General features: G+C 57.9%; 29 protein-coding genes. 20 read left to right on the top strand and 9 right to left on the bottom strand.

Annotation, left to right across the window (positions count from 1 at the left end):
• Window positions 1-69: 69 nt before the first annotated feature.
• Window positions 70-621, top strand: a complete 552-nt coding sequence (locus ACODTD_RS07990) for a cytochrome b (protein WP_011334720.1) — start codon at window positions 70-72, stop codon at window positions 619-621.
• Between the two features lie 15 nt (window positions 622-636).
• Here the strand turns inward: ACODTD_RS07990 and ACODTD_RS07985 are convergent, their stop codons facing one another.
• Window positions 637-1,560 (bottom strand): universal stress protein, encoded by a 924-nt coding sequence (locus ACODTD_RS07985; RefSeq protein WP_489104702.1) that lies wholly within the window; start codon window positions 1,558-1,560, stop codon window positions 637-639.
• Between the two features lie 220 nt (window positions 1,561-1,780).
• Between ACODTD_RS07985 and ACODTD_RS07980 the strand changes: the two genes are divergently transcribed.
• Window positions 1,781-2,854, top strand: a complete 1,074-nt coding sequence (locus ACODTD_RS07980; RefSeq protein WP_489104701.1) for an NAD(P)-dependent alcohol dehydrogenase — start codon at window positions 1,781-1,783, stop codon at window positions 2,852-2,854.
• Between the two features lie 25 nt (window positions 2,855-2,879).
• On the opposite strand, the gene fnr is transcribed toward ACODTD_RS07980, so the two are convergent.
• Window positions 2,880-3,623 (bottom strand): fumarate/nitrate reduction transcriptional regulator Fnr, encoded by a 744-nt coding sequence (fnr, locus tag ACODTD_RS07975; protein ID WP_489104700.1) that lies wholly within the window; start codon window positions 3,621-3,623, stop codon window positions 2,880-2,882.
• A 323-nt stretch (window positions 3,624-3,946) separates the two neighbouring features.
• Here fnr and ACODTD_RS07970 point away from each other — a divergent pair, with 323 nt between their 5' ends.
• From ACODTD_RS07970 to ACODTD_RS07960, 3 genes are all read left to right on the top strand, one after another.
• The gene (locus ACODTD_RS07970; RefSeq protein WP_489104699.1) at window positions 3,947-4,867 is read left to right on the top strand and encodes a universal stress protein; all 921 of its coding nucleotides are present in this window, start codon (window positions 3,947-3,949) and stop codon (window positions 4,865-4,867) included.
• Window positions 4,868-5,056: 189 nt separating this feature from the next.
• Window positions 5,057-6,307: an MgtC/SapB family protein gene (locus ACODTD_RS07965; RefSeq protein WP_489104698.1), complete on the top strand. Its 1,251-nt coding sequence runs from the start codon at window positions 5,057-5,059 to the stop codon at window positions 6,305-6,307.
• A gap of 88 nt (window positions 6,308-6,395) precedes the next feature.
• Window positions 6,396-7,313, top strand: a complete 918-nt coding sequence (locus tag ACODTD_RS07960) for a universal stress protein (RefSeq protein ID WP_285358265.1) — start codon at window positions 6,396-6,398, stop codon at window positions 7,311-7,313.
• A 49-nt stretch (window positions 7,314-7,362) separates the two neighbouring features.
• On the opposite strand, the gene ACODTD_RS07955 is transcribed toward ACODTD_RS07960, so the two are convergent.
• Window positions 7,363-7,926: a GNAT family N-acetyltransferase gene (locus tag ACODTD_RS07955; protein WP_285358263.1), complete on the bottom strand. Its 564-nt coding sequence runs from the start codon at window positions 7,924-7,926 to the stop codon at window positions 7,363-7,365.
• A 204-nt stretch (window positions 7,927-8,130) separates the two neighbouring features.
• On the opposite strand from ACODTD_RS07955, the gene ACODTD_RS07950 reads away from it, so the two are divergent.
• The 5 genes from ACODTD_RS07950 to ACODTD_RS07930 all read left to right on the top strand — a co-directional run bounded on the left by ACODTD_RS07950 (window position 8,131) and on the right by ACODTD_RS07930 (window position 11,730).
• Window positions 8,131-9,078, top strand: a complete 948-nt coding sequence (locus ACODTD_RS07950; RefSeq protein ID WP_011334712.1) for a universal stress protein — start codon at window positions 8,131-8,133, stop codon at window positions 9,076-9,078.
• The gene (locus tag ACODTD_RS07945) at window positions 9,075-9,959 is read left to right on the top strand and encodes a universal stress protein (protein ID WP_221614479.1); all 885 of its coding nucleotides are present in this window, start codon (window positions 9,075-9,077) and stop codon (window positions 9,957-9,959) included. The genes ACODTD_RS07950 and ACODTD_RS07945 overlap by 4 nt, the downstream gene beginning before the upstream one ends.
• 89 nt (window positions 9,960-10,048) lie before the next feature.
• The gene (locus tag ACODTD_RS07940) at window positions 10,049-10,351 is read left to right on the top strand and encodes an ArsR/SmtB family transcription factor (protein ID WP_007950555.1); all 303 of its coding nucleotides are present in this window, start codon (window positions 10,049-10,051) and stop codon (window positions 10,349-10,351) included.
• A 63-nt stretch (window positions 10,352-10,414) separates the two neighbouring features.
• A complete protein-coding gene (locus ACODTD_RS07935; RefSeq protein WP_221614480.1) occupies window positions 10,415-11,410 on the top strand; it encodes a zinc-dependent alcohol dehydrogenase family protein in 996 nt (331 codons plus the stop codon).
• Window positions 11,407-11,730, top strand: coding sequence for an antibiotic biosynthesis monooxygenase family protein (locus tag ACODTD_RS07930; RefSeq protein ID WP_011334709.1), 324 nt, complete (start codon window positions 11,407-11,409; stop codon window positions 11,728-11,730). The genes ACODTD_RS07935 and ACODTD_RS07930 overlap by 4 nt, the downstream gene beginning before the upstream one ends.
• Before the next feature lie 69 nt (window positions 11,731-11,799).
• Here ACODTD_RS07930 and ACODTD_RS07925 read toward each other — a convergent pair whose 3' ends face one another.
• Window positions 11,800-12,156: a hypothetical protein gene (locus ACODTD_RS07925; protein ID WP_285358253.1), complete on the bottom strand. Its 357-nt coding sequence runs from the start codon at window positions 12,154-12,156 to the stop codon at window positions 11,800-11,802.
• Between the two features lie 172 nt (window positions 12,157-12,328).
• Here ACODTD_RS07925 and ACODTD_RS07920 point away from each other — a divergent pair, with 172 nt between their 5' ends.
• From ACODTD_RS07920 to ACODTD_RS07910, 3 genes are all read left to right on the top strand, one after another.
• A complete protein-coding gene (locus tag ACODTD_RS07920; protein WP_285358251.1) occupies window positions 12,329-13,870 on the top strand; it encodes a phospholipase effector Tle1 domain-containing protein in 1,542 nt (513 codons plus the stop codon).
• Window positions 13,870-14,523, top strand: coding sequence for a DUF2931 family protein (locus ACODTD_RS07915; RefSeq protein WP_011334706.1), 654 nt, complete (start codon window positions 13,870-13,872; stop codon window positions 14,521-14,523). Before ACODTD_RS07920 ends, ACODTD_RS07915 begins: the two co-directional genes overlap by 1 nt.
• A gap of 133 nt (window positions 14,524-14,656) precedes the next feature.
• Window positions 14,657-14,971: a hypothetical protein gene (locus ACODTD_RS07910; RefSeq protein ID WP_064597421.1), complete on the top strand. Its 315-nt coding sequence runs from the start codon at window positions 14,657-14,659 to the stop codon at window positions 14,969-14,971.
• Between the two features lie 143 nt (window positions 14,972-15,114).
• Here the strand turns inward: ACODTD_RS07910 and ACODTD_RS07905 are convergent, their stop codons facing one another.
• The 3 genes from ACODTD_RS07905 to ACODTD_RS07895 form a co-directional block, all read right to left on the bottom strand.
• Window positions 15,115-15,354 (bottom strand): hypothetical protein, encoded by a 240-nt coding sequence (locus ACODTD_RS07905; RefSeq protein ID WP_011334704.1) that lies wholly within the window; start codon window positions 15,352-15,354, stop codon window positions 15,115-15,117.
• Window positions 15,355-15,426: 72 nt separating this feature from the next.
• Window positions 15,427-16,530: a DNA alkylation repair protein gene (locus ACODTD_RS07900; protein WP_285358246.1), complete on the bottom strand. Its 1,104-nt coding sequence runs from the start codon at window positions 16,528-16,530 to the stop codon at window positions 15,427-15,429.
• 2 nt (window positions 16,531-16,532) lie between these two features.
• A complete protein-coding gene (locus tag ACODTD_RS07895; protein WP_285358243.1) occupies window positions 16,533-17,138 on the bottom strand; it encodes a glutathione S-transferase in 606 nt (201 codons plus the stop codon).
• A 351-nt stretch (window positions 17,139-17,489) separates the two neighbouring features.
• On the opposite strand from ACODTD_RS07895, the gene ACODTD_RS07890 reads away from it, so the two are divergent.
• The 4 genes from ACODTD_RS07890 to ACODTD_RS07875 all read left to right on the top strand — a co-directional run bounded on the left by ACODTD_RS07890 (window position 17,490) and on the right by ACODTD_RS07875 (window position 21,814).
• Window positions 17,490-18,878 (top strand): hypothetical protein, encoded by a 1,389-nt coding sequence (locus tag ACODTD_RS07890; protein WP_489104697.1) that lies wholly within the window; start codon window positions 17,490-17,492, stop codon window positions 18,876-18,878.
• A gap of 381 nt (window positions 18,879-19,259) precedes the next feature.
• On the top strand, window positions 19,260-19,664 hold the full coding sequence (locus ACODTD_RS07885; protein ID WP_011334700.1) for a TraR/DksA family transcriptional regulator: 405 nt from the start codon (window positions 19,260-19,262) through the stop codon (window positions 19,662-19,664).
• Window positions 19,665-19,892: 228 nt separating this feature from the next.
• Complete coding sequence (locus ACODTD_RS07880; RefSeq protein ID WP_201819148.1) at window positions 19,893-21,497, top strand: methyl-accepting chemotaxis protein; 1,605 nt, start codon at window positions 19,893-19,895, stop codon at window positions 21,495-21,497.
• A 113-nt stretch (window positions 21,498-21,610) separates the two neighbouring features.
• On the top strand, window positions 21,611-21,814 hold the full coding sequence (locus tag ACODTD_RS07875; protein WP_011334698.1) for a hypothetical protein: 204 nt from the start codon (window positions 21,611-21,613) through the stop codon (window positions 21,812-21,814).
• Between the two features lie 6 nt (window positions 21,815-21,820).
• On the opposite strand, the gene ACODTD_RS07870 is transcribed toward ACODTD_RS07875, so the two are convergent.
• Both ACODTD_RS07870 and ACODTD_RS07865 read right to left on the bottom strand, forming a co-directional pair.
• Window positions 21,821-22,057: a DUF2789 family protein gene (locus ACODTD_RS07870; RefSeq protein WP_011334697.1), complete on the bottom strand. Its 237-nt coding sequence runs from the start codon at window positions 22,055-22,057 to the stop codon at window positions 21,821-21,823.
• Window positions 22,058-22,096: 39 nt separating this feature from the next.
• The gene (locus tag ACODTD_RS07865; protein ID WP_260411472.1) at window positions 22,097-22,360 is read right to left on the bottom strand and encodes a hypothetical protein; all 264 of its coding nucleotides are present in this window, start codon (window positions 22,358-22,360) and stop codon (window positions 22,097-22,099) included.
• A 407-nt stretch (window positions 22,361-22,767) separates the two neighbouring features.
• On the opposite strand from ACODTD_RS07865, the gene ACODTD_RS07860 reads away from it, so the two are divergent.
• The 3 genes from ACODTD_RS07860 (at window position 22,768) to ACODTD_RS07850 (ending at window position 24,574) form a co-directional block, all read left to right on the top strand.
• Window positions 22,768-23,238 (top strand): hypothetical protein, encoded by a 471-nt coding sequence (locus ACODTD_RS07860; RefSeq protein ID WP_011334694.1) that lies wholly within the window; start codon window positions 22,768-22,770, stop codon window positions 23,236-23,238.
• Window positions 23,235-23,432, top strand: coding sequence for a hypothetical protein (locus ACODTD_RS07855; RefSeq protein ID WP_011334693.1), 198 nt, complete (start codon window positions 23,235-23,237; stop codon window positions 23,430-23,432). The genes ACODTD_RS07860 and ACODTD_RS07855 overlap by 4 nt, the downstream gene beginning before the upstream one ends.
• Before the next feature lie 128 nt (window positions 23,433-23,560).
• On the top strand, window positions 23,561-24,574 hold the full coding sequence (locus ACODTD_RS07850; protein WP_221614489.1) for an ABC transporter substrate-binding protein: 1,014 nt from the start codon (window positions 23,561-23,563) through the stop codon (window positions 24,572-24,574).
• Window positions 24,575-24,592: the final 18 nt, after the last annotated feature.

Below are 24,592 nucleotides of genomic sequence, written 5' to 3'. Positions count from 1 at the left end.
GTTCGCCCGGCAACCGGATCGAGACAGCCGAACGAGTCGGCCGTCGCTCACAACAATCACGAGGCACTTATGACCCGCGACATGGCCGCACCCCGTTATGGAAAACTGTCGATCACCTTGCACTGGCTGATGCTGGCGCTGTTCGTCGGCGTGTATGCCTGCGTTGAAATCAAAGGCTTCATGCCCCGAGGCAGCGAAGCGCGAGGCCTGTTAATGGGATTGCACGGGATGTTCGGCGCGAGCATTTTCGTCCTGGTGTGGGTGCGCCTGTTTGGCCGCCTGACGCCGCGTCCGCCGATCACCCCGAAACCGCCTGCCTGGCAGACGGCAATCGCGCACCTGATGCACCTGGCCCTGTATGGGCTGATGATCGTCACACCGGTGCTGGCCTGGCTGATGCTCGCGGCTGGCGACAAACCTTTTCCGTATTTCGGCTTTCATGTGCCGGCGCCGGTGGCGGTCGATCCGGACCTGGCCAAGCAGATCAAGCACTGGCACGAGCTGATCGGCAATGCCGGTTACTGGCTGATCGGCCTGCACGCCGCTGCCGGGCTGTTCCATCATTACTGGGTCGGCGACGACACCCTGGACCGGATGCTGGGAGGACGCACTCGTTCCTGAGGCGCGGGAGCCTACTCAGTCAGGCAGGTTCTCCGGCGCTACCCATACGCTGCACGGAATCTTGTACAGCAGCTGTTCTACCGTGCTGCCGACCAGCCGGTCTGCGCCGCGATGGCCGACGGGGCCCATGACGATCATGTCGATGTCATACCCGCTCGCGTAGCTGCAGAGCACCTTGGCCGGGTTGCCCATGACCATGTGCTGACGCTCGTCCGGAATGCCATTGCGTTCGGCCAGTTCGCGGAACGCCTCGGCCTGGGCATCGAACAGGGACTTGGCGGCGCTGGAGGAGAAGAACGCCGAGGCATTGTCGAAGCCGAATTCATTGGCGCTGATCGATGACAGATCATGGGCATACAGCACGTCGAGTTCGGCATTGCACAGGCTGGCCAGTTTGGCGGCCTCGCGCAGGATCCGGTCGTTGAAGCCGGCGTACTGCCCGTCACGGTGGAACGGGTCCACGGCGGCCAGGATCTTGCGCGGCAGGGCATGCCCGACATGGCTGACGAAATGCAGCGGCACCGGGCATTCGCGCAGCAGGTGAATATCCAGCGGGGTGAACATCAAGCGTGACAGGAACGATTCCGGCTCCAGCGCCTTGATCAGCGCCGCCATGGGCTGTTCTTTGAGGTGAATGAGGATTTCCTGTAAGGGTCGTTCCACCCACACCACTTCCGTGGTGACGGTGACCCCGAGCTTGCGCATCGAATGCGCCCGTTCTTCGAGCCACTGACGATGACGCTCGATATAGCCGATTCGCATCTGTTCCAGTGCTTGCTCGTTGACCATGCTGGCGGTCGCCAGACCTTCCAGATAATCGAAAGCCACGATGTGCAGGGCCGCGCCCGCCGCCTTGGCCAGTGCCGCCGCACGGTCGAAGGCAGGGTTGTTTTCCATCAGGGGTGAGGCGACCAGCATGTAACGCGGTTGTTCTGACATGACGACTCTCCTTGGGGCAGGAAGCGTTGAACCGATGGCTACAGGCTGAGCCCGGCGTGCGGTGGACGTTTGATCTTTGTCAAACAACCGATGGTCGGCAGAACGCCGTCAGACGGGTGGTCAATCGTCGCGGATGTCGTCGATTGTTGATCATTATCAAGTGCCGGTCTGGCAGCGCGGCGCAGGCTGACTACGAGTCGAATCCTTCAGGAGAATGCTCATGGCCACCATGAAAGCCGCGATTTTCGTCGAGAACAATCGCATCGTGCTCGACGACAAGCCGATCCCCGAAGTCGGCCCGCAGGACGCTTTGATTCGAATAACCACCACGACTATATGCGGTACGGATGTGCATATCCTGCGCGGCGAGTACCCGGTGGCGAAGGGTTTGACGGTCGGTCACGAACCGGTGGGGATCATCGAACGTCTGGGATCACAGGTGCGCGGGTTTGTAGAGGGGCAGCGCGTGATTGCCGGCGCCATCACTCCCAGTGGGCAAAGTTATGCGTGCCTGTGTGGCTGTGGTTCCCAGGACGGGCCGGACACTCGCCATGGTTTCCGGGCCATCGGCGGGTGGAAGTTCGGCAACACCATCGATGGCTGCCAGGCCGAATACGTACTGGTGCCCGATGCCTTGGCCAATCTTTGTCCGATTCCTGATGGCCTCAGTGATGAGCAGGTACTCATGTGTCCGGACATCATGTCCACCGGTTTTTCCGGTGCCGAACGGGGCGAGGTGAGCATCGGCGACAGCGTCGCTGTATTCGCCCTCGGCCCCATTGGTCTGTGTGCAGTCGCCGGTGCCCGGCTCAAAGGCGCCAGCACGATCATCGGTGTCGATGCGGTGGCCGAGCGCATGACGGTAGCACGTCGATTGGGCGCCACCCATGTCGTCAATTTTCGCGAGGGCGACGTGGTCGAGCAGATCATGGCCCTCACCGATGGGCGCGGTGTCGATGTCGCGATCGAGGCACTGGGCACGCAAGGCACCTTTGAATCGGCGTTGCGCGTGCTGCGTCCGGGCGGCCGCTTGTCGAGCCTGGGCGTGTATTCGAGCGACCTGCGCATTCCGCTCGACGCCTTTGCGGCCGGGTTGGGCGATTACAGCATCGTCACCACCCTGTGCCCCGGCGGGAAAGAGCGTATGCGGCGTTTGATGGCGGTCGTGCAGAGCGGCATGGTTGACCTTTCACCGTTGGTGACCCACCGGTTCAAACTGGATGACATTGAAGCAGCCTACGATTTGTTTGCACACCAGCGTGACGGTGTGATGAAGGTGGCGATTACCCCGTGAAGGCGCGTCCGGCCCGTCGGCACGCTCACTGCGGGTGACGATGGCAGCCGACGATCAACTGCTTGAGGCCGTCCATGTTCTGAATGGTGACGTCGCGGCCGGTAATCTCCACCAGTTTTTGGTCGCGCAGGTGGGCGATGCCGCGACAGATGGTTTCGAGGCGCAGGCCCAGGTAGGAGCCGATTTCCTCACGACGCATCTTCAACACAAAGCTGCGCGACGAATAACCACGAGCGCTCAAGCGTTGCGACAGGTTCAACAGAAACGCTGCCAGGCGTTCATCCGAGCTCATGTTGCCCAGCATCATCAGCATGTCGTGATCGCGAACGATCTCCCGGCTGAGGATCCTGTTCAGGTTGTGCTGCAGTGACGGCAGCTCCCGGGCCAGTTTTTCCAGCTGGCCAAAAGGGATGGGGCAGACTTCGCTGTCCTCCACCGCGAACGCGTCGCAGGTGTGCAGATCCGAACTGATGGCATCCAGACCGAGCATTTCACCGGCAATCTGGAACCCGGTGACTTGCTCGCGACCATCGATCGACAGCACGCTGGTCTTGAATGACCCCAGCCGCACGGCATAGAGGGAACGCAAAGGATCACCGGCACGGTAGAGTGCCGCGCCTTTTTTGACCTTCAGTCGCTGGGCGATCAGCGTGTCCAGACGCTCGATTTCTCCACCGTTCAAGCCGAGCGGTAGACACAGCTCCAGCACGCTGCACCGGGAGCACGCCGTTTTGAGGTATTGATCGCGATACGAGCGAGTTTCTGCCACCGCAAAGCCCTCACCATGAATTGTTGATCATAGTTCTCGGGTCGCCATTGACACGGAAAAAGCCTTGTCGGCCGCCGTTAAACGACGAATGGATCCGAGTCAGTCAAAACGTCCTCGCGCATCAGAAACAAGTTGTGAGTGACCGGGGGCACATCACTGCGATCAAGTTGATAAAAATCAGTGAGCCAGAAGAATGCCTGCCGATACTTGAGCAGCAGAATTCCTGATCGTGATCAGGCTGAGAGAAAAATCCCCGCTCATGTCGCTCTTCAGGAAATCAGCTTTTCAATCATCCAGGTAAACGTTTCAGGGAGAGGCACGTGGTGCTCAAACTCAAACGCATTCTATTGATAGCCCCTGGCGAAATGACCCAGACCCCGGCTTTTGAACGCGCCTGTGCGCTGGCTCTTGCAAACGGAGCACTGTTGCATATCGTCGCGTTCGATTATGTCCCGGTGCTGGCAGCGGCCGGGCTGTTTGCACCCGAGGCAATGGCCCAGGCGCGGGAAGGGTATCTGCAAGTGCATCGGCACTGGCTGGAGCAGCAGGCCCGCTTCAAACGATGCATCGGCCTGAACGTGACCACTGAAGTGGTCTGGGCCAGATCGAACCTGGCGCACGTGCTTGAGTACGTGCAAGACTTTCATCCGGACCTGGTCATCAAGGATACCCATTACGTCCCTGCACTCGACCGGGCTTTCCATCGCCCGCTGGACTGGCGCTTGCTGCGCGAATGTCCGGCACACCTTCACCTGGTGACAAGCGCCGGGCATGCCAGGCCAATGAAAATTCTTGCGGCGGTCGATCTGTCGCATCTGGAAGAACTGACGCAAGGGTTGAACGACCGGATACTTGACCTTGCCTGCACGCTGGCGGCCGGTTGCGGCGCGGCGCTGCATCTGCTCAATGTCGGTTGCTGGGCGGTCATCGACGACGGGGCTATCAGCGTGTCGACAGGCAGCCTGGATGGCAGTCTGAAAGACGCCATCGAGGACGCCCAGCAAGAAGCTTTCGAAGCACTCGCTGAACGCTATGGCATCCAGAGTTCATGCAGACACTTGCTGACCGGCATCCCGCAAAAGGTCATCGGCCTGTTTGCCCGGCAGCACGCTTTCGACATGGTGGTGCTGGGCATGCTGTATCCCGACGGCACACACCGATTCATCGGCAGTACCGTCGAAAGCGTGTTGAACCAGGCTCCCTGCAGTCTGATGATCGTCAAACCGCCGCAGCCCTGCGAGTGAATGCGGGGTAGTGCCGAGTTTGCACTGGATGAGAAACAACGGTGGTTGCGGCCGGAGGAGGTATTTCAATGATGTTATCGATCAACTCAAGTCACGGATCGATGCGGCCCCCGTGTGGCCAGCGATTGCCGATAGGGCGCCGGTCAATAAGCGTCCCGGGATCACGTATGCCGATGGTCCGATCCCTTTATGAGTGACGCACTGGGTCTGGCGGGGGCCGCCGCGGCGTTGGGCATCGGCATGCTGGTCGGTCTGGAGCGCGAGCGGCACAAAGGGCGCGGCGACAGCCGTGCCTGTGCCGGGTTGCGCACGTTCGCGATCACGGCGCTGCTGGGTTACGTCGCGATGCAAGTGGGCGGCGCACTGCTGTTGGGCATTGTGGGCGGCTGTCTGGCGGTGCTGATCGGCGTGGCTTACTGGCGCAGCCTGAGCACTGATCCGGGGCTGACCAGCGAAGTGGCCTTGCTCACGGTGCTGGTACTGGGTGCGCTATGCGGCACAGCGCCGGAACTGGCAATCGCCATTGGCGTGGTCATGGCGGGGCTGCTGGCTTACCGGCAGAAACTCCATCACTTCGCCCGCAGCCAGTTGAGCGAAGCGGAGATGCGCGATGGGTTGGTGCTGCTGATCGCAGCATTGGTGGTGTTGCCGCTGACGCCTGACCGGTTCATCGGTCCCTACTCGGCACTCAACCTGCGCACCCTTTGTACATTGACCGTGTTGCTGATGGCCGTCGGCGCCATCGGGCATATCGCCGTGCGCACGCTGGGTGTGCGCTACGGCTACGCGGTCAGCGCCATCGCGTCCGGTTTCGCCTCCAGCACCATGACGATTGCGGCGATGGGCCATATCGCCCGCAAAGACCCGGAGCACCTCAAGGTATTGAGTGCGGCGGCCCTGCTGTCGAACCTGGCCACGGCGGCGCAGGTCGCGCTGATCCTCGGCGCGGTCGACACCGCGCTGCTGCGGCACCTGTGGGGGCCGTTGCTGGCCGGATTCGGCGTAACACTGCTGTTCAGCCTGGGCCTGCTGTTCCCCAGGCCTGCGGTCGCTGCGAACCAACCGATCAAGGTCGGCGGGGCGTTCAATCTCAAGCTCGCGCTGGCGGTCACGTTGACCATGGCCGGCGTGACGTTTTTGTCTTCGCTGATGCTCGATCACTTTGGCGAGGCGGGCGTGATGCTGACTGCCGTACTCAGCGGATTCGCCGATGCTCATTCTTCCACGGCGTCGATTGCCACCCTCGCCAAGGGTGGACTGTTGGATTACGCCGCCATTGCGCCGCCCGTGCTGCTGGCGGTCAGCAGTAACGCATTGAGCAAATGCCTGGTGGCCTGGATCAGTGGCGGACGCCGTTTCGCCGCGTATGTCATACCCGGTCAGATTCTGCTGACCGCTGCCATGTGGGCCGGTCTGCTGGTGGATCGAGCGACGATTTGACCGGACACTGACAAAAATCAAAGTGCTCGTCGGTAAAAGGGACAGCCTGAGACTCATTCCCTGCCATCGCTCAATGTCGAGGTGCACCATGTCACAGGAACCCCGCCTGCTGCTGATCGCTCCGCCCTCCATGCACCACACGCCGGCATTCGATCGTGCCTTGGCATTGGCGCAGGCGCTGCAAAGACCGCTGCATATCGTGGCATTCGATTATTTACAGGCGCTGGCCGTGGTCGGGCTGTTTGCCCCCGAACAGGTGGCCGTGGCCCGTGACGCCTACCTGGAGAAGCATCGCCACTGGCTTGAAGAACAGGCAACACGGATGCGTGGACACGGGATCGTTGTCACGAGCGAAGTGGTCTGGGTTCAGGACCCTTACGCGGAGATTCTGCAATTCATCAATGAAATACCGCTGGTGATGATCATCAGGGATGCCCACGAAGAGTCGGTCCTGAAACGAGTGTTTTTTACCCCGCTGGACTGGCAACTGCTGCGCGATTGCCCGATCCCGGTACACCTCGTGACCAACGCCTTGAACCCACGCCCCCGTCATGTTCTGGCGATCATCGACGTGCTTCGCAGCGAAGATCAGGATCTGGTGTTCAATGACCGGATTATCGACGCCGCATCGAAGCTGGCCGAGGTGTGCAATGCCCGGCTGCAGTTGTTGCACGTCTACGATTGGACCGCCGCCTATGCGCAGGACTTCGGGTTTGGTGCGTTGCCGCTGGCCACCGGTATCTACGAGGCGCTGGGCACAGCACAGCATGAGGCGTTTGCCGCGATGGCCGAGCGTCATGGCGTGTCGAAGGAGTGTCGTCATTTCATCGAAGGTGTGCCGGTGCCGGCCATTTGCCGATTTGTCGAAGAGCAAAACGTCGACGTGATCGTGGTGGGGACGGTGCAGAACAAAGGGATGAACAAACTCTTGGGCACCACGGCCGAACAGCTCTTGCACCGGGCACCGTGCAGTGTGTTGGCGATCAAGCCGGGCAGGGGGCTCTAGCGTTGGAGCACCGGCGATCGCCCGTACGGACGTTCGCCGGCGACAGAGGCTACAAGTACAGGCTGTGAATGACCTGGCGGGGATCGTCGGGGTCATTGTGCCGTTCGAATCCCAGCGCCCGCGCCAGATCGCGCATGGAAGCATTGCTGGCGGCATCGACCGAATACATCCGATGCATTCCATTCTTGCGCGCCGCCGTGATCAAGTGTTCCATCAACAAGGTCCCCAGCCCCAGATGCGTCCATTCATCGGCAACGGTAACGGCGCATTCGCACTCGTGTTCACCCGTGGCGGCATAGCGGCTTACGCCGATCTCGATCAATTGGCCGTTGTCGTGCACCAGCGCCACGTAGGCCAGGCGCAGGCGATTATCGGTATCCATCAATTGATCCAGCATCGTGCCCGACGGTTCGTTTATCTGCGCCAGAAAACGCGTGTGTCGCGACTCCGGAGACAAGCGTTGGATGAACGCATACTCGCGTTCCCGATCCTTTTCCGAAAGGGGCCGGATCAGCACATGGCGACCGTCCCTGAGTGCTTCGATCCAGTGTTGCCCGGCGATCGAGGCATAGGCATTGGCGGCTCGTTCGTTGTGGTCTTTGACGGTGAGCATGAGGAGACCCTCCTTGCGGTTTTAAAGACGGGTGCGGGACACAACGCCCTGCAGTCGCTTTCTTTCTACGCCGCTCAATGGGCAGGAATCTGATCTGGGTCAGAGACCGGCGATGTTGAATGGTCCGAAGTTGATGTAAATCAACTGCGTGCCATTGGCGCAGGCTCAGTCTCAAAGCCTGCGGTTGTCTTGCGGAGGTGTGTGATGGGGCAATATCAACGTTTGCTGCTGGTCGCCGACCAGACTCTGCATCAGACGCCCGCCATGCTGCGCGCGGTGGCGCTGGCCAAGGCGAGCGGGGCGGCGCTGGACGTTCGGGTCTTCGCTGAACCGGCACCCGTGGTTCACCTGTGGGAGGACAAAATCGATGAGGTCGGGTATCAGCGCTATCTGCGCCACCACCGTCGCTGGGTAGCCGATCAGCTTGAGCAACTCTCGGAACAGGGACTGAAGGTGACGGTGAACGTGGTGTTCACCACCCACGCGCTGCTGGATATCCTGCGGGCTGTCGCAGACCTTAAACCTGATTTGCTGATCAAGGATGTGACGCTCGAACCCCTCCTGAAGCGGGTTTTCATAACGCCGCTGGATTGCCATTTGCTGCGCGAATGTCCGGTGCCCGTGCATCTGGTCAACGAGGTCCGTTACAGCCTGCCGCATCGGATCGTGGCGGCCGTGGATCCGTTCGATCCCGAGACCCAGATCAGCGGTCTGAATGACACCATCATTCAGACCGCCAACGCGCTGGCCGCGCAATGTGACGCGCCCATGCACCTGCTCTACGCTTATGACCTGTCACCGGCCTTCAATGGCGACGCGCCGCTGATCGGTGCCGGATGGGGAGTGGATTTTGTCGAGGAGCTGCGGCAGTCCCTGCACCAGGCTTTCATCAACCTCGCCGATCGCTACGGGATCCCGCCCGAGCGACGCCATTTTGTGATGGGGCTGCCAGTGCCGGTCATCAGCGAGTTTGTCGAGCAATACCTGGCGGATGTGGTCGTGATGGGCACGGTGCACCGCGCAGGTATTGACCGGTTGATGGGTAGCAATACCGAGCGGGCGCTGTATTCGGTACCCGGCAGCATCCTGGCGGTGGGGCCGGTCGTTCGAACCGAAGTGCAAAGTCCTGGATCTGACGAGAGGTCTCTATGAGCCAGTATCAACGGTTGTTGCTGATCATCAATCCGCTCCTGCGCGAGTCCGCTGCGATCAACCATGCCGCGGCGCTGGCCAAGGCCAGTGGCGCGCGCTTGCACATATTGGCGCTGATTCCCTCGCTCGACGGTTTGTCGCTGCTGGAAACAGGCAACCGGTCACAGGCACGCGAAGCATTTCTTGAGGAACACCGGCGGACGCTGGAAGCCCGGGCGGTCAATCTGCGCGGCAGGCGGATCGAGGTGACCACCGAAGTGGAATGGGCCGCTGATGTGGAGCAGCGCATCCTTGATCACGTCAAAGCGTATGGGCCCGATCTGCTGATCAAGGAAATCGAACAGGTGTCGGCCCTCAGGCGCGCGTTTTACACGCCGCTGGACTGGCAATTGCTGCGCGATTGTCCAGTACCTGTGTATCTGGTGGGCGGAAGCGGCTATGTATTGCCTCGTAAAGTGCTGGCGGCGGTCGAGGTGTCGGATATCGAGTCCGCCGACAACTCGTTGAACGAGCAGATCATCCGGCAGGCCAGTGCCTTGGCCATTCAGTGCGACGCCGAGTTGCACTTGCTCTATGCCTGCGATATTTCCGCCGCGTACCTGGCGGACATGGGGGGATTACCCCTGGCCGAGCTGACTCGGTCACTGCGCGAGGACCTGCAAAAATCGTTTCTTCGACTGGCCGGGCAGTTCGGTGTGGCCTCCAGTCAGCGCCACTTCGTTGAAGGCCGGCCAGTCACTGTGCTGAGCGAGTTCGCCGACGAGCAGCATGTCGATGTCATCGTGATGGGAAGAGTTCGCAACCGGGGCTTGAGCAAATGGTTGGGCAGTACCACCGAGCACATTCTTTACCAGGTACCTTGCTGCGTTCTGGCGGTTTGACGAGCGTTGCCGGGCTCTCGGCAGGCGAGATGCTTTCCGTTGGTCAAACAGCGTATTGACATATCGAATAATCTCGATATCCTCGCCGCATGGACCTGATCGAAGTATTCAAAGCACTCTCAAACCCGGTACGGCTTGAAATCCTGAAAGGCTTGAAGGACCCCGTAAAGAACTTTCCCCCGCAGGACGAGGGCGACGTTCACACGGTGGGCGTGTGTGTGAGCAGTATTCAAGAGGGCATCGGACTCTCGCAGTCAACGGTGTCCGGTTATCTTGCAACGCTGCAGCGTGTGGGCCTGGTTGAAGTCAGGCGCATCGGTCAGTGGACCTACTACAAGCGCAATGAAGCCAACATCAGCGCCTTGGCCGAGGTCATAGGGAAAGAGCTGTAAAAAAATTTACCGCAATGTATCGAGATATCTCGATATCCCTTATTGTCGATACGAGGATTCACCATGAAAGCGATGCTGCTTGAATCATTTGGCAACCCGGAATCGTTCACACTCTGCGACGTGCCCAAGCCTGTGCCGGAAACGGGACAAGTGCTGGTCCGGGTACACGCCACCTCGATCAATCCATTGGATTATCAAGTCCGACGCGGCGACTATTCCGACCTGGTGCCACTGCCGGCCATCACCGGACATGACGTCTCCGGCGTAGTCGAAGCGGTCGGCCCGGGTGTGACGGCTTTCGCCCCCGGAGACGAAGTCTGGTACACGCCGCAAATCTTCGACGGCCCCGGCAGCTATGCCGAGTACCACGTGGCGTCCGCCAGCATCATCGGCAAAAAGCCTTCCTCACTGAGCCACCTCGAAGCTGCCAGCTTGAGCCTGGTGGGCGGGACAGCATGGGAAGCCTTGATCGTGCGGGCAGCGCTCAGAGTAGGGGAGAGCATCTTGATCCATGGCGGCGCAGGCGGCGTCGGACATGTCGCCATCCAGCTCGCCAAAGCGATGGGCGCCAAAGTGTTCACGACCGCGCGTGAAGCAAATGCCGAGTTCGTCCGCCGCATGGGCGCCGATGTGATCATCGACTACGAAAAGGAAGACTACGTCGACGCCATCCTGCGGGAAACCAATGGCCTCGGAGTGGACGTAGTGTTCGACACCATCGGCGGCGACACCCTGTCGCGCAGCCCCGACGCACTCGCGCAACTTGGCCGCGTGGTCTCGATCGTTGACATCGCCAAACCACAAAACCTCGTTCAGGCCTGGGGCAAGAACGCGAGCTATCACTTCGTTTTCACCCGCCAGAACCGCGGCAAGCTCGATGAATTGAGTGTCCTGGTGGAGCGCGGTCAACTGCGACCACATGTTGGCGCGGTGTATTCGCTTGCGGAGATTGCGCTGGCCCATGCTCGGTTGGAAAGTCCCAACAACGGTCTTCAAGGGAAGATTGCGATTGCGGTCGAGCCGGCGCTTCGTGTGGATTCTGTGGGGGATGCGTCATGATTTACGAGATCGCTTTGCTGCCTGTTCACGCAGAACGTGTTGATGAGTTCCGGCGTGCATTTGCCGAGGTTGCGCCTTTGCTCCGCCGCGCGAACGGGTACGGCGGGCACATGCTTGCGCAGGGGATTGAAACGCCGGAGCGGTTCAATCTGATTGTGCGGTGGGACTCGCTTGAGGCTCACACGGATTTTGAGGCGGGGGAGGATCACAGGGTCTTTATGCTGGGACTTGAGAGGTATTTTTCGGAGGAGCCGCAGGTTTATCACATTGAGGGGGCGGCTTTTAATGCCCGCGAAGGTGATGGAGCTCCCTGGCCCTGAATCAGGAGTCCTTCAGTAAAAGGGAGCAGATTCATTACCTGAATCTGCTCTCTTTTTTGTTCGTTGAGCTCAGCCGTTTGCGTTTGCTCTCTTTTCCGCCGTCACGATGCAAGCCTTGTAGAAATTGGAATGGAAATCGCTGATCGCTTTCTGCTGCAAGCTCTCGCTTGAGTATTGAGGAATCTCGTACGCCTCGCGGATCAGCGACTTGAACACTTCACCCACATACTCGTTCTGCTTACCTGCCGCTTCGGCCAATTCCCACACCGAAGCCATAGGCACGCCTTGCTGCCTGGTTTTCATGACCTGTTTGGCCGAGTTTTCTATTCGTTGGCACTCTTCGAGCTCTTCCTGCGGTACGGGAGAGGCAAGAGCGGAAAAACTGATGGCGAAGGTTACTGCTGCTGCCAGACATTGTTTGTGCACGAGGTGTCGTCCCTGGTTTTGAGGCTGAACCATATCATTCGTGGCTCGGCGCCACCATTGCAGGCAGGGAGAAAGAGCGCCAGGTGCTGGCACGCGGCCACGCCTTGCATCCCCCGATTTCCGCTGTCACCCTTCGGCCCGTTCTTCAAGGATCAGAAGAAGGAATCAAGGATTGAGTGGCTACATTCCCAACCCGCCTAAAAACTATCGCAACAAAGGAACCGACCCCGTCGATATTCATGCCCAGCGTTGGGCTGAATATGAGAAACACGGGAAGGAACCGGCATCGGCACGTGAAAAAATCGGCATTGCCCTGCAGATCGGAGTGTTCTTCGATGGGACGGGGAATAATGCGAATAACGCAGCGGCCGGGCTTCTGTGTGGTGCTCATCATCCGATTGCGGCTCAAGATATTGATGCGAGTTGCAAGCCGTATATGAGTGATCCGGATAGTAGTTATGGCAATGATGTCAGCAATATAAAAAAGCTGAGTGAGCTGTATGACACGCCTGAGGCAGCCGAAGGTGAGGGCACGCGAAAACGTGCTTTTCGCATGGTGTATGTCGAAGGGATCGGCACCCGTTCAGGTGAAAAAGACAGCACCTTGGGAGCAGGTACTGGGCGTGGCGAAACCGGAGTTGCCGGTCGTGTTCAATCTTCGTTCGTATTGATCAAGCAGCGGATCAAGGAGGCGCTGGACGAAAATCCGGGCTGTGAAATTGTCTCCCTGACATTCGACACCTTCGGCTTCAGCCGTGGTGCGGCAGCCGCTCGGCATTTTGCAAATGAAGTCGTGCGCGGCAAACAGGGTCCTTTAGGAGAAATCCTTCGAAATAACGCAGCTTCCTTGAGTTCGACTTTCAGCGATCAATATAAAAGCGATATCAATATGGGCTTTATAGGCCTGTTCGATACCGTTCCTTCCATTGCTGGCTGGTCCAATCTGGGCAACATCAAAAGCCCCGTTGCAACAGGCATCAAGCTTTATCTGGATCAACGCTATTTCACTGATGTCCTCCAATTGGTCGCACGCGATGAGTGCAGGGGAAATTTCGCCCTCAGCTGTGTAACGCCAGATCATCAGGAGATCATTTTGCCCGGTGTTCATTCCGATATTGGTGGGGGCTACCTCGAGGAGGCGGATGAGTGCGTACTCGTCAGCCCGATGCAGACACTTGAGGTGTCGCTTAACACTGATGTCGTAACCACCTCGATTTATCAGGATGCTTTAACCGTGAAAAATCAGTGGCTCGCCAATGGCTGGCCTTCTGAAATGCTGGAAATCGTCACGCCACCGCCACTCCTTATGCCCAATAGTCCACAGGATCGATCTAGTCCACAGATCAAGCGCGTCTATGCCGCCGTTCAGCTCAAACGCCCTGTGAGCGGGATGCTTTCCAGAGTATGTCTACGTGTGATGCATCAACAGGCGAAAGCCAAGGGAGTTCGCTTCAACGATATTCCTGAGACTCCCGAGTTTTCCATTCCTGCGGAGCTTCAAGCTTTGTGTGATCGTTTTGTCTCTGGCGACTACAGCACCACCCCGCAAGAGGAGCAAATCCTGAAACTCAAGTACATTCATACATCCGCCAACTGGAACCACCCACTCGGCCGAAGGGATGGAAGTGGCGTGAAAGCGGTTTACATCAACGCTCCCACGTCAGATGCAATTCGAGTAAAACACCCGCACGTACCTGATTGGACGCTTTGGTAATGAAGCTACTTGTAACCCTGTTGTGCACACTGCTCACTACCGGTTGTTCCGCAGACCCGCTTTCAGCGAAAAACGACCCAAAATCCCCATGGTGGGAGCTGGGTTTCACAGAGCCTCACTACATGAAGGTTTGGGTGGAAGATACTTCGGTGGAAGACATCAAAGGAAGAACGTTCCTACGCACCGGCGGGGGATCCGCCTCGGGCGGGCAACCAGAGGATGGCACAGAGTCAGCCCGAGGTTGGCATGGCGTAGGCGGCTCTGCAAAAGCAGTAGTAGGCGCCGATCTTCCCAAACGAATCTTTGTTCGTTGGCAATCTATTGTGGAGCCTCAGACCTATCGTGCTTGGGTGGATATACCGGAAGAAGCCAGGCAGCTGATGCTGACGTCGGTCAATCAGCGATGTGCGAAAACTCCGGAGGAAACGGCCACCTATATTTCTTCCGTTTATTTAGGGTTGGCGCCGGGCGGAGTTGTGCAAGTGTGGGTTAGAGACTCTTGTCATCACCCGATCAAAGTGGCTAGGGCGCAAGCTGAGATTGAACCGTTGGGGCCAAGCCAAGGCAAAAACCAGGGGCGTTACGCATATCCGGTCAGTGAAAAATCCAAGCGTTATATCGACCAGTTCGGCATTCCATATGGCAGTTGGTAATTCTTGGAAACGGGGGGGAGTCGGAAAAAATAGAGCGGGTCTTTTGATAAATAGATGCGTCCCCATTTTTCGATTTTTTGCACGTCCCCATTTTTTTAGCATTTCTTTGAAACGATCCTTCTATGGTGATCAAATGCTGGATGCCACTTTGAAGATAATAAAAGCTACTCGCTTTGATGACGTCGACCACGACCTCGGGTATGAGTATCGTGGTTATAACTACGAAATACAGAGCGAAGAGGATATGTTTCTGATCAGGATTTACGATGACGAACCCGGACAGGCAGCGGTAGTGCGTCCGACGTCGATGTCTAAAAACAAAAAGCTAAGAACGTTAGTCGAGCTTTTACAGTCCGAGCTGGGCGTGTCCAGGGTCTCGCTTTACAAGGGGGATATAGGTTCTTACGCCGAGATCAATCTTGACAGTTTGACCTTCCTTCCCGCCTGAAGCCGGCTGTGAAGGGGTGCCAAGCGTGTTTAGATACTTTTGGTCAAAATCAGTCAGAAAGTAAAGTCGTAAATTTTTGATCGGTTGCGAAAAGTTGAAAGCGTCGAGTTGGATTAGTCGAAATGACGCATAGGTGTGAAGTTTTATCTCTTGTTGAACATTTCATACACCCATTTAGCCAGCTCCTCTGGTGATGTTGTCTCTTTTCTCAACACTTCATAACCGCGATCTCGCGCAACGATAGCCAGTTTTCCTGAGTCGGAAATTTCAACATACGGCCCGCCAAACTCATCGATTTCAGTGGTAAGGGGGAAGCTGCTGTACGGATTTCTCCGTTCAATCGCATATTTAAAAAAGCAATCGACTATTTGTTTAAGCTTCATGGCCAGGTCCTTGGATTTTTTTGTTGGCTAGTCCACGTACGAGAGCAACGTCAGAGAGAATCTTTCAGTCCGTCAAAAATCGATGTCAACCGCTGTACTCCCCAACCGCTCCCCATTAACCACCACATGCACCGCATGCACCCCCGCATAGTGCTTGCGCGTAGTGAAATCCTTGATCACCTGCCGCCGCGCCACAACCGCACTCCCGAACCCCTCCAGCTCCAACGTCTTCAACTTGAAAACCTTGGCCGACGTCCCGCCATTCGCCTTCACATAGTCAATCGCATAATCAATCACCAGCCGCTGTTCAACTGGCACCAACGATCGAACGGTAAATGACAAGGTAATCGTATCCCCAAGCCGCACAACCGCCGGCTCCACCTTCACATCCAGCAACTCAACCTCAGCCTTCGCCCCAGCGCCTATAACCGTAAGCGCCCGAGAATTCCCCTGTTTGATCAAACTTCGTAGCGCATGTTTGGCAATCCACGCCGTGTGCCTGTTCTCCAGCGACCACCCCTCAACCGTATCCAGCACCCACTCCGGATGTTCTTTCGTCACGTCATTCAAATGATTCGCCACGGACTTGCGCACGTACAAACTTTCATCGGCTTTCAACCGATCAAGTATCCCGGCAGCCAACAGCGGATCCGCTTGCAACGGTTCCAGCCGAAATGACCACGGCAGGCGAGGGCGGCTGCCTTCGCTGGCGAGTCTTCGGACGTGGTGGTTTTCGTCTCGGGTCCAGTCGTGCATCAGTTCCAGCGAGCGTTCCAGGTCGCTGCGCAGGAAGTGGCGGATGGCGAATTCGGAGGAGCCGAAGGTGGTGAAGTACTTCAGGGCTTCCATCGAGGTGTCGAACGCGTGCGCGCCGTAGCTCGCGACGTAGTGCGGCAGGCACATGCTGACGAAGCCGCTGTTCAGGCGTGGGGCAAGTTCGCGCAGGATAACGAGGGAATCTGCGTAATCCAGCGGCAGCACAGCGTGCAGGCTTTCGCTGACGCGGGCCATGCGTTGCATGACGGAGAGGTCGGCGAGGCCTTCGTTGGCGTGCTTGAGAAATGCCTTGGCCTTGAACGCCGGGTACACGGCGCTCATTTCAGTGGCGATGTGTTGCAGGCGTTCGGCGTTGAAGATTTCTTTGAGGGCCGGGGCGGCGGTTTCGGTGGTGCTCATGGTCAGGTCATCGGGGTGTTGATGAACGCCTGGGTGCTTTCGGCGTACTCGGTGTATTGGGCGATGCGCGGGAAACGTTGAGCGTCGATCTGGTCGGGGACGACGAGGCCGGTGAAGCTCCAGGCGACGGCGAGAGTGATGCCGTCCTGCTGGAGAGGGCCGTCGGTGGGCAGCGGGTGTTTTTCGAGTTCATGTTCAAGGGCGGTGAAGGCGGCGGCGAGTTGGCCTTCGACGCGTTCGACCCACGGCTGATATTGAATGTCGGCCGGGCGCAGGTTGCGTTCGTAGTAGAGCTGCACGGCTTTTTCGCAGGCGGCGAGGCCGAGGCCGATCAGGCGCAGGGCTTTGACCCGTTGCGGCAGGTCGGTTGGCAGCAGGGTTTTGCCGGACAGGGCTTCGAGATAGTCGAGGATCAGGGTCGAGTCGATCAGCACTTCGCCGTCATCGAGCATCAGGGTCGGCGCCTTGACCACCGGGTTGATCTGCTGGAAGCGTTCGAAGTGGCGAAACACCGACACTGGGTCGTGTTCCAGTTCAATACCCAGGCACTTGGCGGAGATCGCCACGCGGCGGACATAGGGTGAGTCGAGCATTCCGATCAGTTTCATGTGCACTTCCCTGGAGGCGACGATCTGGTGATGTGGGTGACGAATGTAGCGGCAAAGTCTGTGGGCTGACTACTTCGTGACAACGGGTCGACGGTCGTTGCTGAGCGTATCACCGATGAAACACCCGAAAATAAAGGCCGGGACGGCCCTTGCGGAGGTTTGTGCCGGATCTATAGTCAAAGTGCCAGCACCGACCAGGGATGGAAAAGTTAAGCGAGTTCAGGCCCTCTGAATCAGTACTCGTTTGTATTACTCCCTTGTAGTCCATGACCCCCTCGATCGTTGAGGCGCCGACCTGCGCGCGATCGATGCGCAAAGGCGTGCTATGGAAACTCAAGGGAGGGTTAAAGCATGTACAAGCACAGTTATTTAATTTGGTGTCTGGTAGGGGCGGGCGCATTAACAGGATGTGGCTCGAGACCGACTCCCGGCGTGGTCGCCGAAAACTGGGCAACCAATACAGAGCAATTAGGCATTCAGGCGATATACCCACCTCGGGCACAGTTTGAGGTCGGTGATGTTTTTGTTGCGCGTTCTGTTGGGAAAGGCCAGAAAAGCAAGACTGCCGATTATGTGTTGGGATCGATCCGCGTCGATCACATCGATCTGAGTGAGGAGTTGTACCGGTCTGCACCAACAGTGACCTTCGAGTCTTCGGATACCTATGATGATGGCACGGGCATTGGTACTGTTCAGACCAGAAAGGTTTTACCATTGAAGGTTCGTGACCGGGTGATAAATAGCTTGGTAGCTTTCCCAGGATTTACCTTTGCTTCACTGGCTGAAAGTGATGTTGGCGTCAATGTCACCAGCAATGCTATCGGTGCGCTTATCGGGTTGGGACGTCGATCACAATACAGCGTTTCCTACTCGGTTCCGGCGGCGGAGACCTATGGTGTGAGCTATCTGGAGGCACGACGCCGGTTCAACGAGGTGGCGCCGACGCGTTACACCATAAAGGATCGTCAAATGTTAAAGGAGGCCGCGCAGGCATTAAGTACGAGCGGAAGAGGTTCTGAGGGGGCGCAGTCGGTATTGGTTTTGATCACGGACGTATACCTGGCCCGAGCCATTGATGTGAGTGTTTCTTCTGAGGAGGGCATGAGTGCCACGTTCTCGGCATTGACCATGGCGATGGTTGATCTGAGTGACAAGAAGAAAAGCATCGAAGCGCAGTTGCTCAAACTCCGCAAGGAGCCAAATGCTGGTGCTGGTGCTGGTGCTGGTGCTGGTGCTGGTGCTGGTGCTGGTGCTGGTGCTGAAGGCAAGGTTCAAACAAAAGAAGACAAGGAAACCAAACCGGCTGATCCTCAAAAGCCTGATAAGCCCCAGCCTGAGGTAAAAACCGCAACCGCGGCAGTGTCGACAACCAGTCAAGCCAGAATCGACGAGTTGGAGGCTGAGTTGGAGCAGGTCAATTCTCAACTGCGTGACCGGGTGAACAAAGTTGCTCCTGATTTGCCGGGCGTTACGGGGTCGGTAGTCAGGTCCTCCGCGTTGGGTGTGACCTTGCGTCAGGCATTTGCTCGGCCGGTTGCTATCGGGTACCGGGGTATCAACTACAGCATTGAGTCGTTGCTTCCACCTCCAGTAACTGCACAGAACCTCGGAGAACTGGAACCATCGAACGACAGAGTCGTGGTGTTGATCAAGGAAAATGTAGACCCGAAACTCCTTCCCAAGTCCGTTCGCGATTTATTGGAGGAAAGTCTACCGCAGCCACAGATTCGCCAACCTTGAGTTTCTGCTCATGCACAACGCCAGCCCTTGCGAGGCATTGGTTGGCGCTTACAAATTTGGGGATTCTGCCGTCAGAAAATGCGACAAAGCGCCGCTCGTCCGACGTTTGTCTTCTATATACAGCCGCTCGACTGAATTTCTTGCTATAAACGCACTCCGATGAGCGCTGTGAAGCCTGTGTCAGAGCAGTTTCCGGGCCTTGTCGGACAAATTCCCGGTATTTACAGTTGCTGAGGCCTCAAACGAGCCTTAGACTGCCGCCCCTTCGTAAATTGAGTGCCGGGTGGCGTTTGCAATAAACGATGCCTTTCCGATGAACGCAGACGGTTCGCCGGAACGCTCCCTAATTCGCCTTAATGCACGTTTTTTATAGAGATATCAATGACAAAGGACAAGTTGCTGGCCATGCCGGCAGATGACTACATGAATGCCGAGCAACAAGCTTTCTTTCAAGAGCTGTTGCAGAACATGAAAGTCGAAACCCATGAGCGCATTGAGCAGAACCGTATTGCCATCGAAAGCCTGGACACCCCGGCTGACCCGGCGGACGCCGCATCGGTGGAAGAAGAGCGCACCTGGCTGGTAAACGCGATCGATCGCGACCAGCGCATGCTGCCGCAACTCGAGCAGGCCCTTGAGCGTATCAAGGAAGACAGCTTCGGCTGGTGCGACGACAGCGGCGAGCCTATTGGCCTGAAACGCCTGCTGATCAGCCCGACCACCAAGTACTGCATCGAAGCTCAAGAGCGGCACGAGCAGATCGACAAGCACCAGCGTCAGGCCTGATTCCTGAGGCGACCCCTTCAATATGGGTCGTCGCGAAAAGATCGCAGCCTTTTGCAGCTCCATCGGGAACTGCAAAAGGCTGCGATCTTTGCTTTTTCTCGTCTGCCGGAAAGTCTCCCTGCCATTCCATTGACCTGCCACAGACCCACGACTAACGGACCATGGATAATGGCGTTGTAGTGGCGTTTAATGCAGTCACAACAATGAGAACAAGCGTGGGGTAACGAAATGACGAGAGATGGATCTCTGGTTGCGGCTCTGCCTGCACCAGTTGTTTTGCCGAAGAATCGCTGGCTGACGCCGACCCTGCAAAGCATCGCCCTGATGCTGTTGCTGGCCGGGATGAGCCTGGGCGAATGGCCCTTGTACGTCAGCATGCCGCTGGCGGTGCTGATCGTCTGGCTGCCGCGCCTGCGTTCTCGGGCGGTCCCCGATGCTCAACCGGTCGACAGCAGCAGCGCGATGTCCGAGCTGACTCGCGACCTTTCCTACACCACCAGCCATAACGCGCTGTCAGCCGCTGGCGTGGCGTTTTCCGTCAAGGAGCTGGCCGGCAAGTTGCAATCGCAACTCGACGCCGCCGCGCAGATCGTCAACAACGCTGAAGTCATGATCGCCACTGAACAGGCCACTTCGCAGCTCAGCCGCGAGGCATTGGGCGCCGCCAGCGAAGCCCATCACAGCAGCGCAGCAGGGCGCACCGAACTGGTGGATTCGATCTCGCGCATGCACCAGCTCAGCCAGCGCGCCAATGCGAGCCGCGAACTGATCGAAGCCTTGAGCCAGCGCAGCGATGATATTCAGCGCGTGACGCTGGTGATTCAGTCCATCGCCAGCCAGACCAACCTCCTGGCATTGAACGCCGCGATTGAAGCGGCCCGGGCCGGCGAGCACGGTCGTGGATTTGCAGTGGTGGCGGACGAAGTGCGCGGCCTGGCGGCTCGTACCGCGACGGCCACCGGTGAAGTGGGGGAAATGGTCGCCGACATTCAGCAACGCACGGCGCAGGTGGTGGAGCAGATCCGCCAGCTCTCCGACGATTTACACACGGGTGTCGAGCAGGTTGAGCACACCGGTCAGCACCTGGAAAACATCGCGCGACTGGCGGCCGGGGTCGAAAGCCAGGTGGGCGAAATCGCCCGAGGCGCGGAAACCAATCGCGAACAGCTCGACAGTCTGTTCGCTGCCATCGAGCAGATGCGCAGCGATTTGGCTATCAGCGACCAGCAGACTCGTCGTCTGGCCGACGCGGCCGTACAGATGGAAGGGCAGGCGGAAACCATCAGCGAACGCCTGGCCGAAGTCGGGCTGGATGACTATCACCAACGCATCTACGACCTTGCCCGCGAAGGCGCCAGCCAGATTGCCGCGCGGTTCGAGGCCGATGTCGAGCAAGGGCGCATCAGCCTTGAAGATCTGTTTGACCGCCAGTATCAGCCGATTCCCGATACACAACCTGCCAAGTTCCAGACCCGTTTCGACCGCTACACCGATCAGGTACTCCCGGCGATTCAGGAACCGTTGTTGCCGCGCCACGAAGGCCTGGTGTTCGCCATTGCCTGCACGCAGCAGGGTTACGTGCCGACCCACAATCAGGCATTCAGCCAGCCGCTGACCGGGGATGTGCAGGTCGATACCGTCAACAATCGCACCAAACGCAAATTCGCCGACCGCACCGGTATCCGCTGCGGCAGCCATCAGCAACCCGTGCTGTTGCAGACCTACACCCGCGATACCGGCGAGCTGATGCACGATCTGTCGGTGCCGATCATGGTCAAGGGCCGCCACTGGGGCGGGTTGCGTCTGGGCTACAAACCGGAGAATCCGCGCTGAGGCATTGTTGCCGGAACTGCAATTAAGCTGTACAGACGCGCAGCTGTTTCATCCTGATCCAGATCATTAACATGCCTACATAGTTAGGTTGCTAATGAAGTTGGGAGGTCAGCATGCAATGCAGAGTCGATGTCGCGGTGATGATCGGCAGCGGCGTACCCGCCGGGCTGCGCGCGATGGGGCAAAGTGTCTGCTGGGTGGTGCTGCTCAATGGCGAACGCCGTGGCACCGCTTTCGCGAGTCGTAATGAAGCGGAAGAGTGCAGGGCCGCGTGGCTTGAGCAGTTGAGCGCTGAACCCAGTGACTGCCTGCACTGATCGAAATCATTTGCCCCGGTGCAGGCGCACGTTCAGCTCATCGACCATCACGGCTTCCTCGCCATCGGCACGCAGCCACTCCTTGAGCAACTGCGCCTGTTGCGGGCTCCAGAATTCGGCATCAATCAATTTAGTGTTGGCATCCAGTGGATGGGCTTCGATGAAGTCGTCAATCGCTGTTTCCTCCGAAGGCAGCCCTAATTGATCGAACAGAGTTGTCAGGTTGTAGGCAGGCAGTTCCATGGTGTGCTCCTTGAAGGATGGCGGGGTCGATGACTCTCTTTATCTGAGGTGCGCGCTGGCCAGGAGTTCGATTCGCGATTCCAGTGAGCGGGCGAGGGCGCAGGCGGCGTTGTGATCCTCTCGGAATCCTCTGACAAGGCCCGTCGACTTTTCTCTAATATGGAAAAAGGCATTGCCTGCAGGGATCACCTGAAATAACGGCTCCTGAGTGCAAGGCTGCATTCTAGGAACATTCTCGAAACCAGAATTGTTCAAGACAAAGGCGGGCTCGTGGGCCACGGCAAAATGCGTCAAAGTGCACATATGAAGTCCTTTTCATGGATTGACCCGCATTTACTGGCCACTGCGGGTAGTCGAGAACAGCATCGCTGCTCTAGAATCGCCAACACCTGGCGACGGCATGGCGCTATCTAAAGCAATTTTTTGCGTGCGATATGTCGGAAAAGTGATTTTCTTGGTGAGTTTTTTCCCTAAAGTTCGTAATCAGCTTTCTCTGGGCGGGCGTGACGCATTTTCCTTCAACATCTGGAGAACGTCTTTGCAGGTTTCGCGAGTGGCATTCCAGTAGTCTTGTGCAACTCGCGTTGAATAAGCACTTCGCTCGCTCAGGCGTATATTCGAGTCATCGCGCAACACTTCGGCCGGGCCGACTTTTTCTGCCGTGGGCGCTTTTCGCGTACGGCACTCTTTTCAAGTGTGGGGATGTTTCTTTGGCAGTCAGTAACCTCGATATGCATGCTTTGTTCGTGCTGGGTGATTTGCGGGCAAAGCTGGTCAAGCAGTTTCAATCGCGTTTTGTTTACATCACCGAGCAGAACGCCGAAGGCATTTACGTTGCCGAGATCGACACCGAAAGCGCCTTGGTGGTCGATGACAAACCTGGCCTCAAGCTCAAGGTCGGCGATCATTTCAGCGCGTCGGTGCTGCCCAGCCGAGAAGGCGGCAAGATGGACATCCGCTTTCGCGAAATCAAAATGACTGTGTACGGTCTGGGCGACTACGCGTTTGTCAGCACGGGCGACGGCCATGCCATCGTGTTCAAGGAAGGCCACAGCGCGGTCACCGTGTTCGCAGCCAACGAGCAGTTGCAGGAAGGCCTGACCAAGACCCTGAAAGCCGTCACCGCCAAAGCCGCCAAGTGGCGCAAGGGCGAGCTGGTGACCTTCAAGGCCAGCGAGTGAGTCGCGCCGATTTCCATTTGCAGAACCTCGACAGTGCCCGCGAAGAAGCACGTCGGTTGTTCGTTGCAAAGGCCGAACTGAAGGGCGCGTGGCTGGGTTGGGTCGCTTCGCAAATCTACGCCTTGCAGCCTGCGGAATACGCCAGCATGGTCAGACGCGAGCTGAAGAGCCTGCAGGAAATGTCTGAAAAGTAGCCTTGTCCGTGTCATGCCCCTGAAAAAGCAGGAACCTCGTCTACAGTCAGTTGACTGAGTATTCAGAGGCTTGCGGTCTTCTGTCAGGCCATCCTGCTATTGCTGTGAACAGCACGAGGTGCAAAAGCATGAACGGATTTCGACGGTTGCTTGCCGCCGGGTTTACCACATTCGGTTTGATGACGGTGATGCCTGCGGTGAGCGCGGCGCAGACGCCGATCCACTTCGCCGATCTGAACTGGGAAAGCGGCAGCCTGATTACCGATGTCCTGCGGATCATTGTCGAGAAGGGCTATGGGCTTCCGACCGATACTTTGCCGGGCACCACCATCACGCTGGAGACCGCATTGGCCAACAATGACATTCAGGTCATCGGCGAAGAATGGGCCGGGCGCAGTCCGGTTTGGGTCAAGGCCGAAGCCGAAGGCAAGGTCGCGAGCCTGGGCGATACGGTCAAAGGTGCCACCGAAGGCTGGTGGGTACCGGAATACGTGATCAAGGGCGATCCGGCCAAAGGCATCAAGCCATTGGCACCGGACCTGCGCAGTGTCAGCGATCTGAAGAAGTACAAGGACGTGTTCAAGGACCCGGAAACCCCGAGCAAGGGACGGTTTCTCAACAGCCCGATCGGCTGGACGTCGGAGGTGGTGAACAAACAGAAACTGACGGCTTACGGCTTGCAGGACGATTTCGTCAATTTCCGCAGCGGCTCCGGTGCGGCACTCGATGCCGAAATCAGCTCATCGATCCGCCGCGGTAAACCGGTGCTGTTCTATTACTGGTCGCCGACGCCATTGCTCGGCAAGTTCAAGCTGATTCAACTGGAAGAGCCGCCGTTCGATGCCGAGGCCTGGAAGACCCTGACCGACGCCGATAATCCCAATCCAAAACCGACCCGTTCACTGGCCTCGAAGCTGTCGATCGGTGTGTCTACGCCGTTCCAGAAACAGCATCCGGAGATTGCCGAGTTCTTCAGCAAGGTCGATTTTCCGATTGATGACCTGAACAAGGCGCTGGCCGAAATGAGCGAGAAACACACGGCGCCTCGGGACGCGGCGGTGGCGTTCATGAAGGCGCACCCGGATGTGTGGCAGGCGTGGCTGCCGAAGGATGTGGCGCAGAAGGTTCAGGCAGGTCTGTAGTGAAGTGGCGAGGGGCGA

Source organism: Pseudomonas sp. FG35 (genome assembly GCF_057809295.1).
The sequence above is the reverse complement of the archived record's forward strand: the minus strand, read 5'-3'. Positions and strand labels throughout refer to the sequence as shown.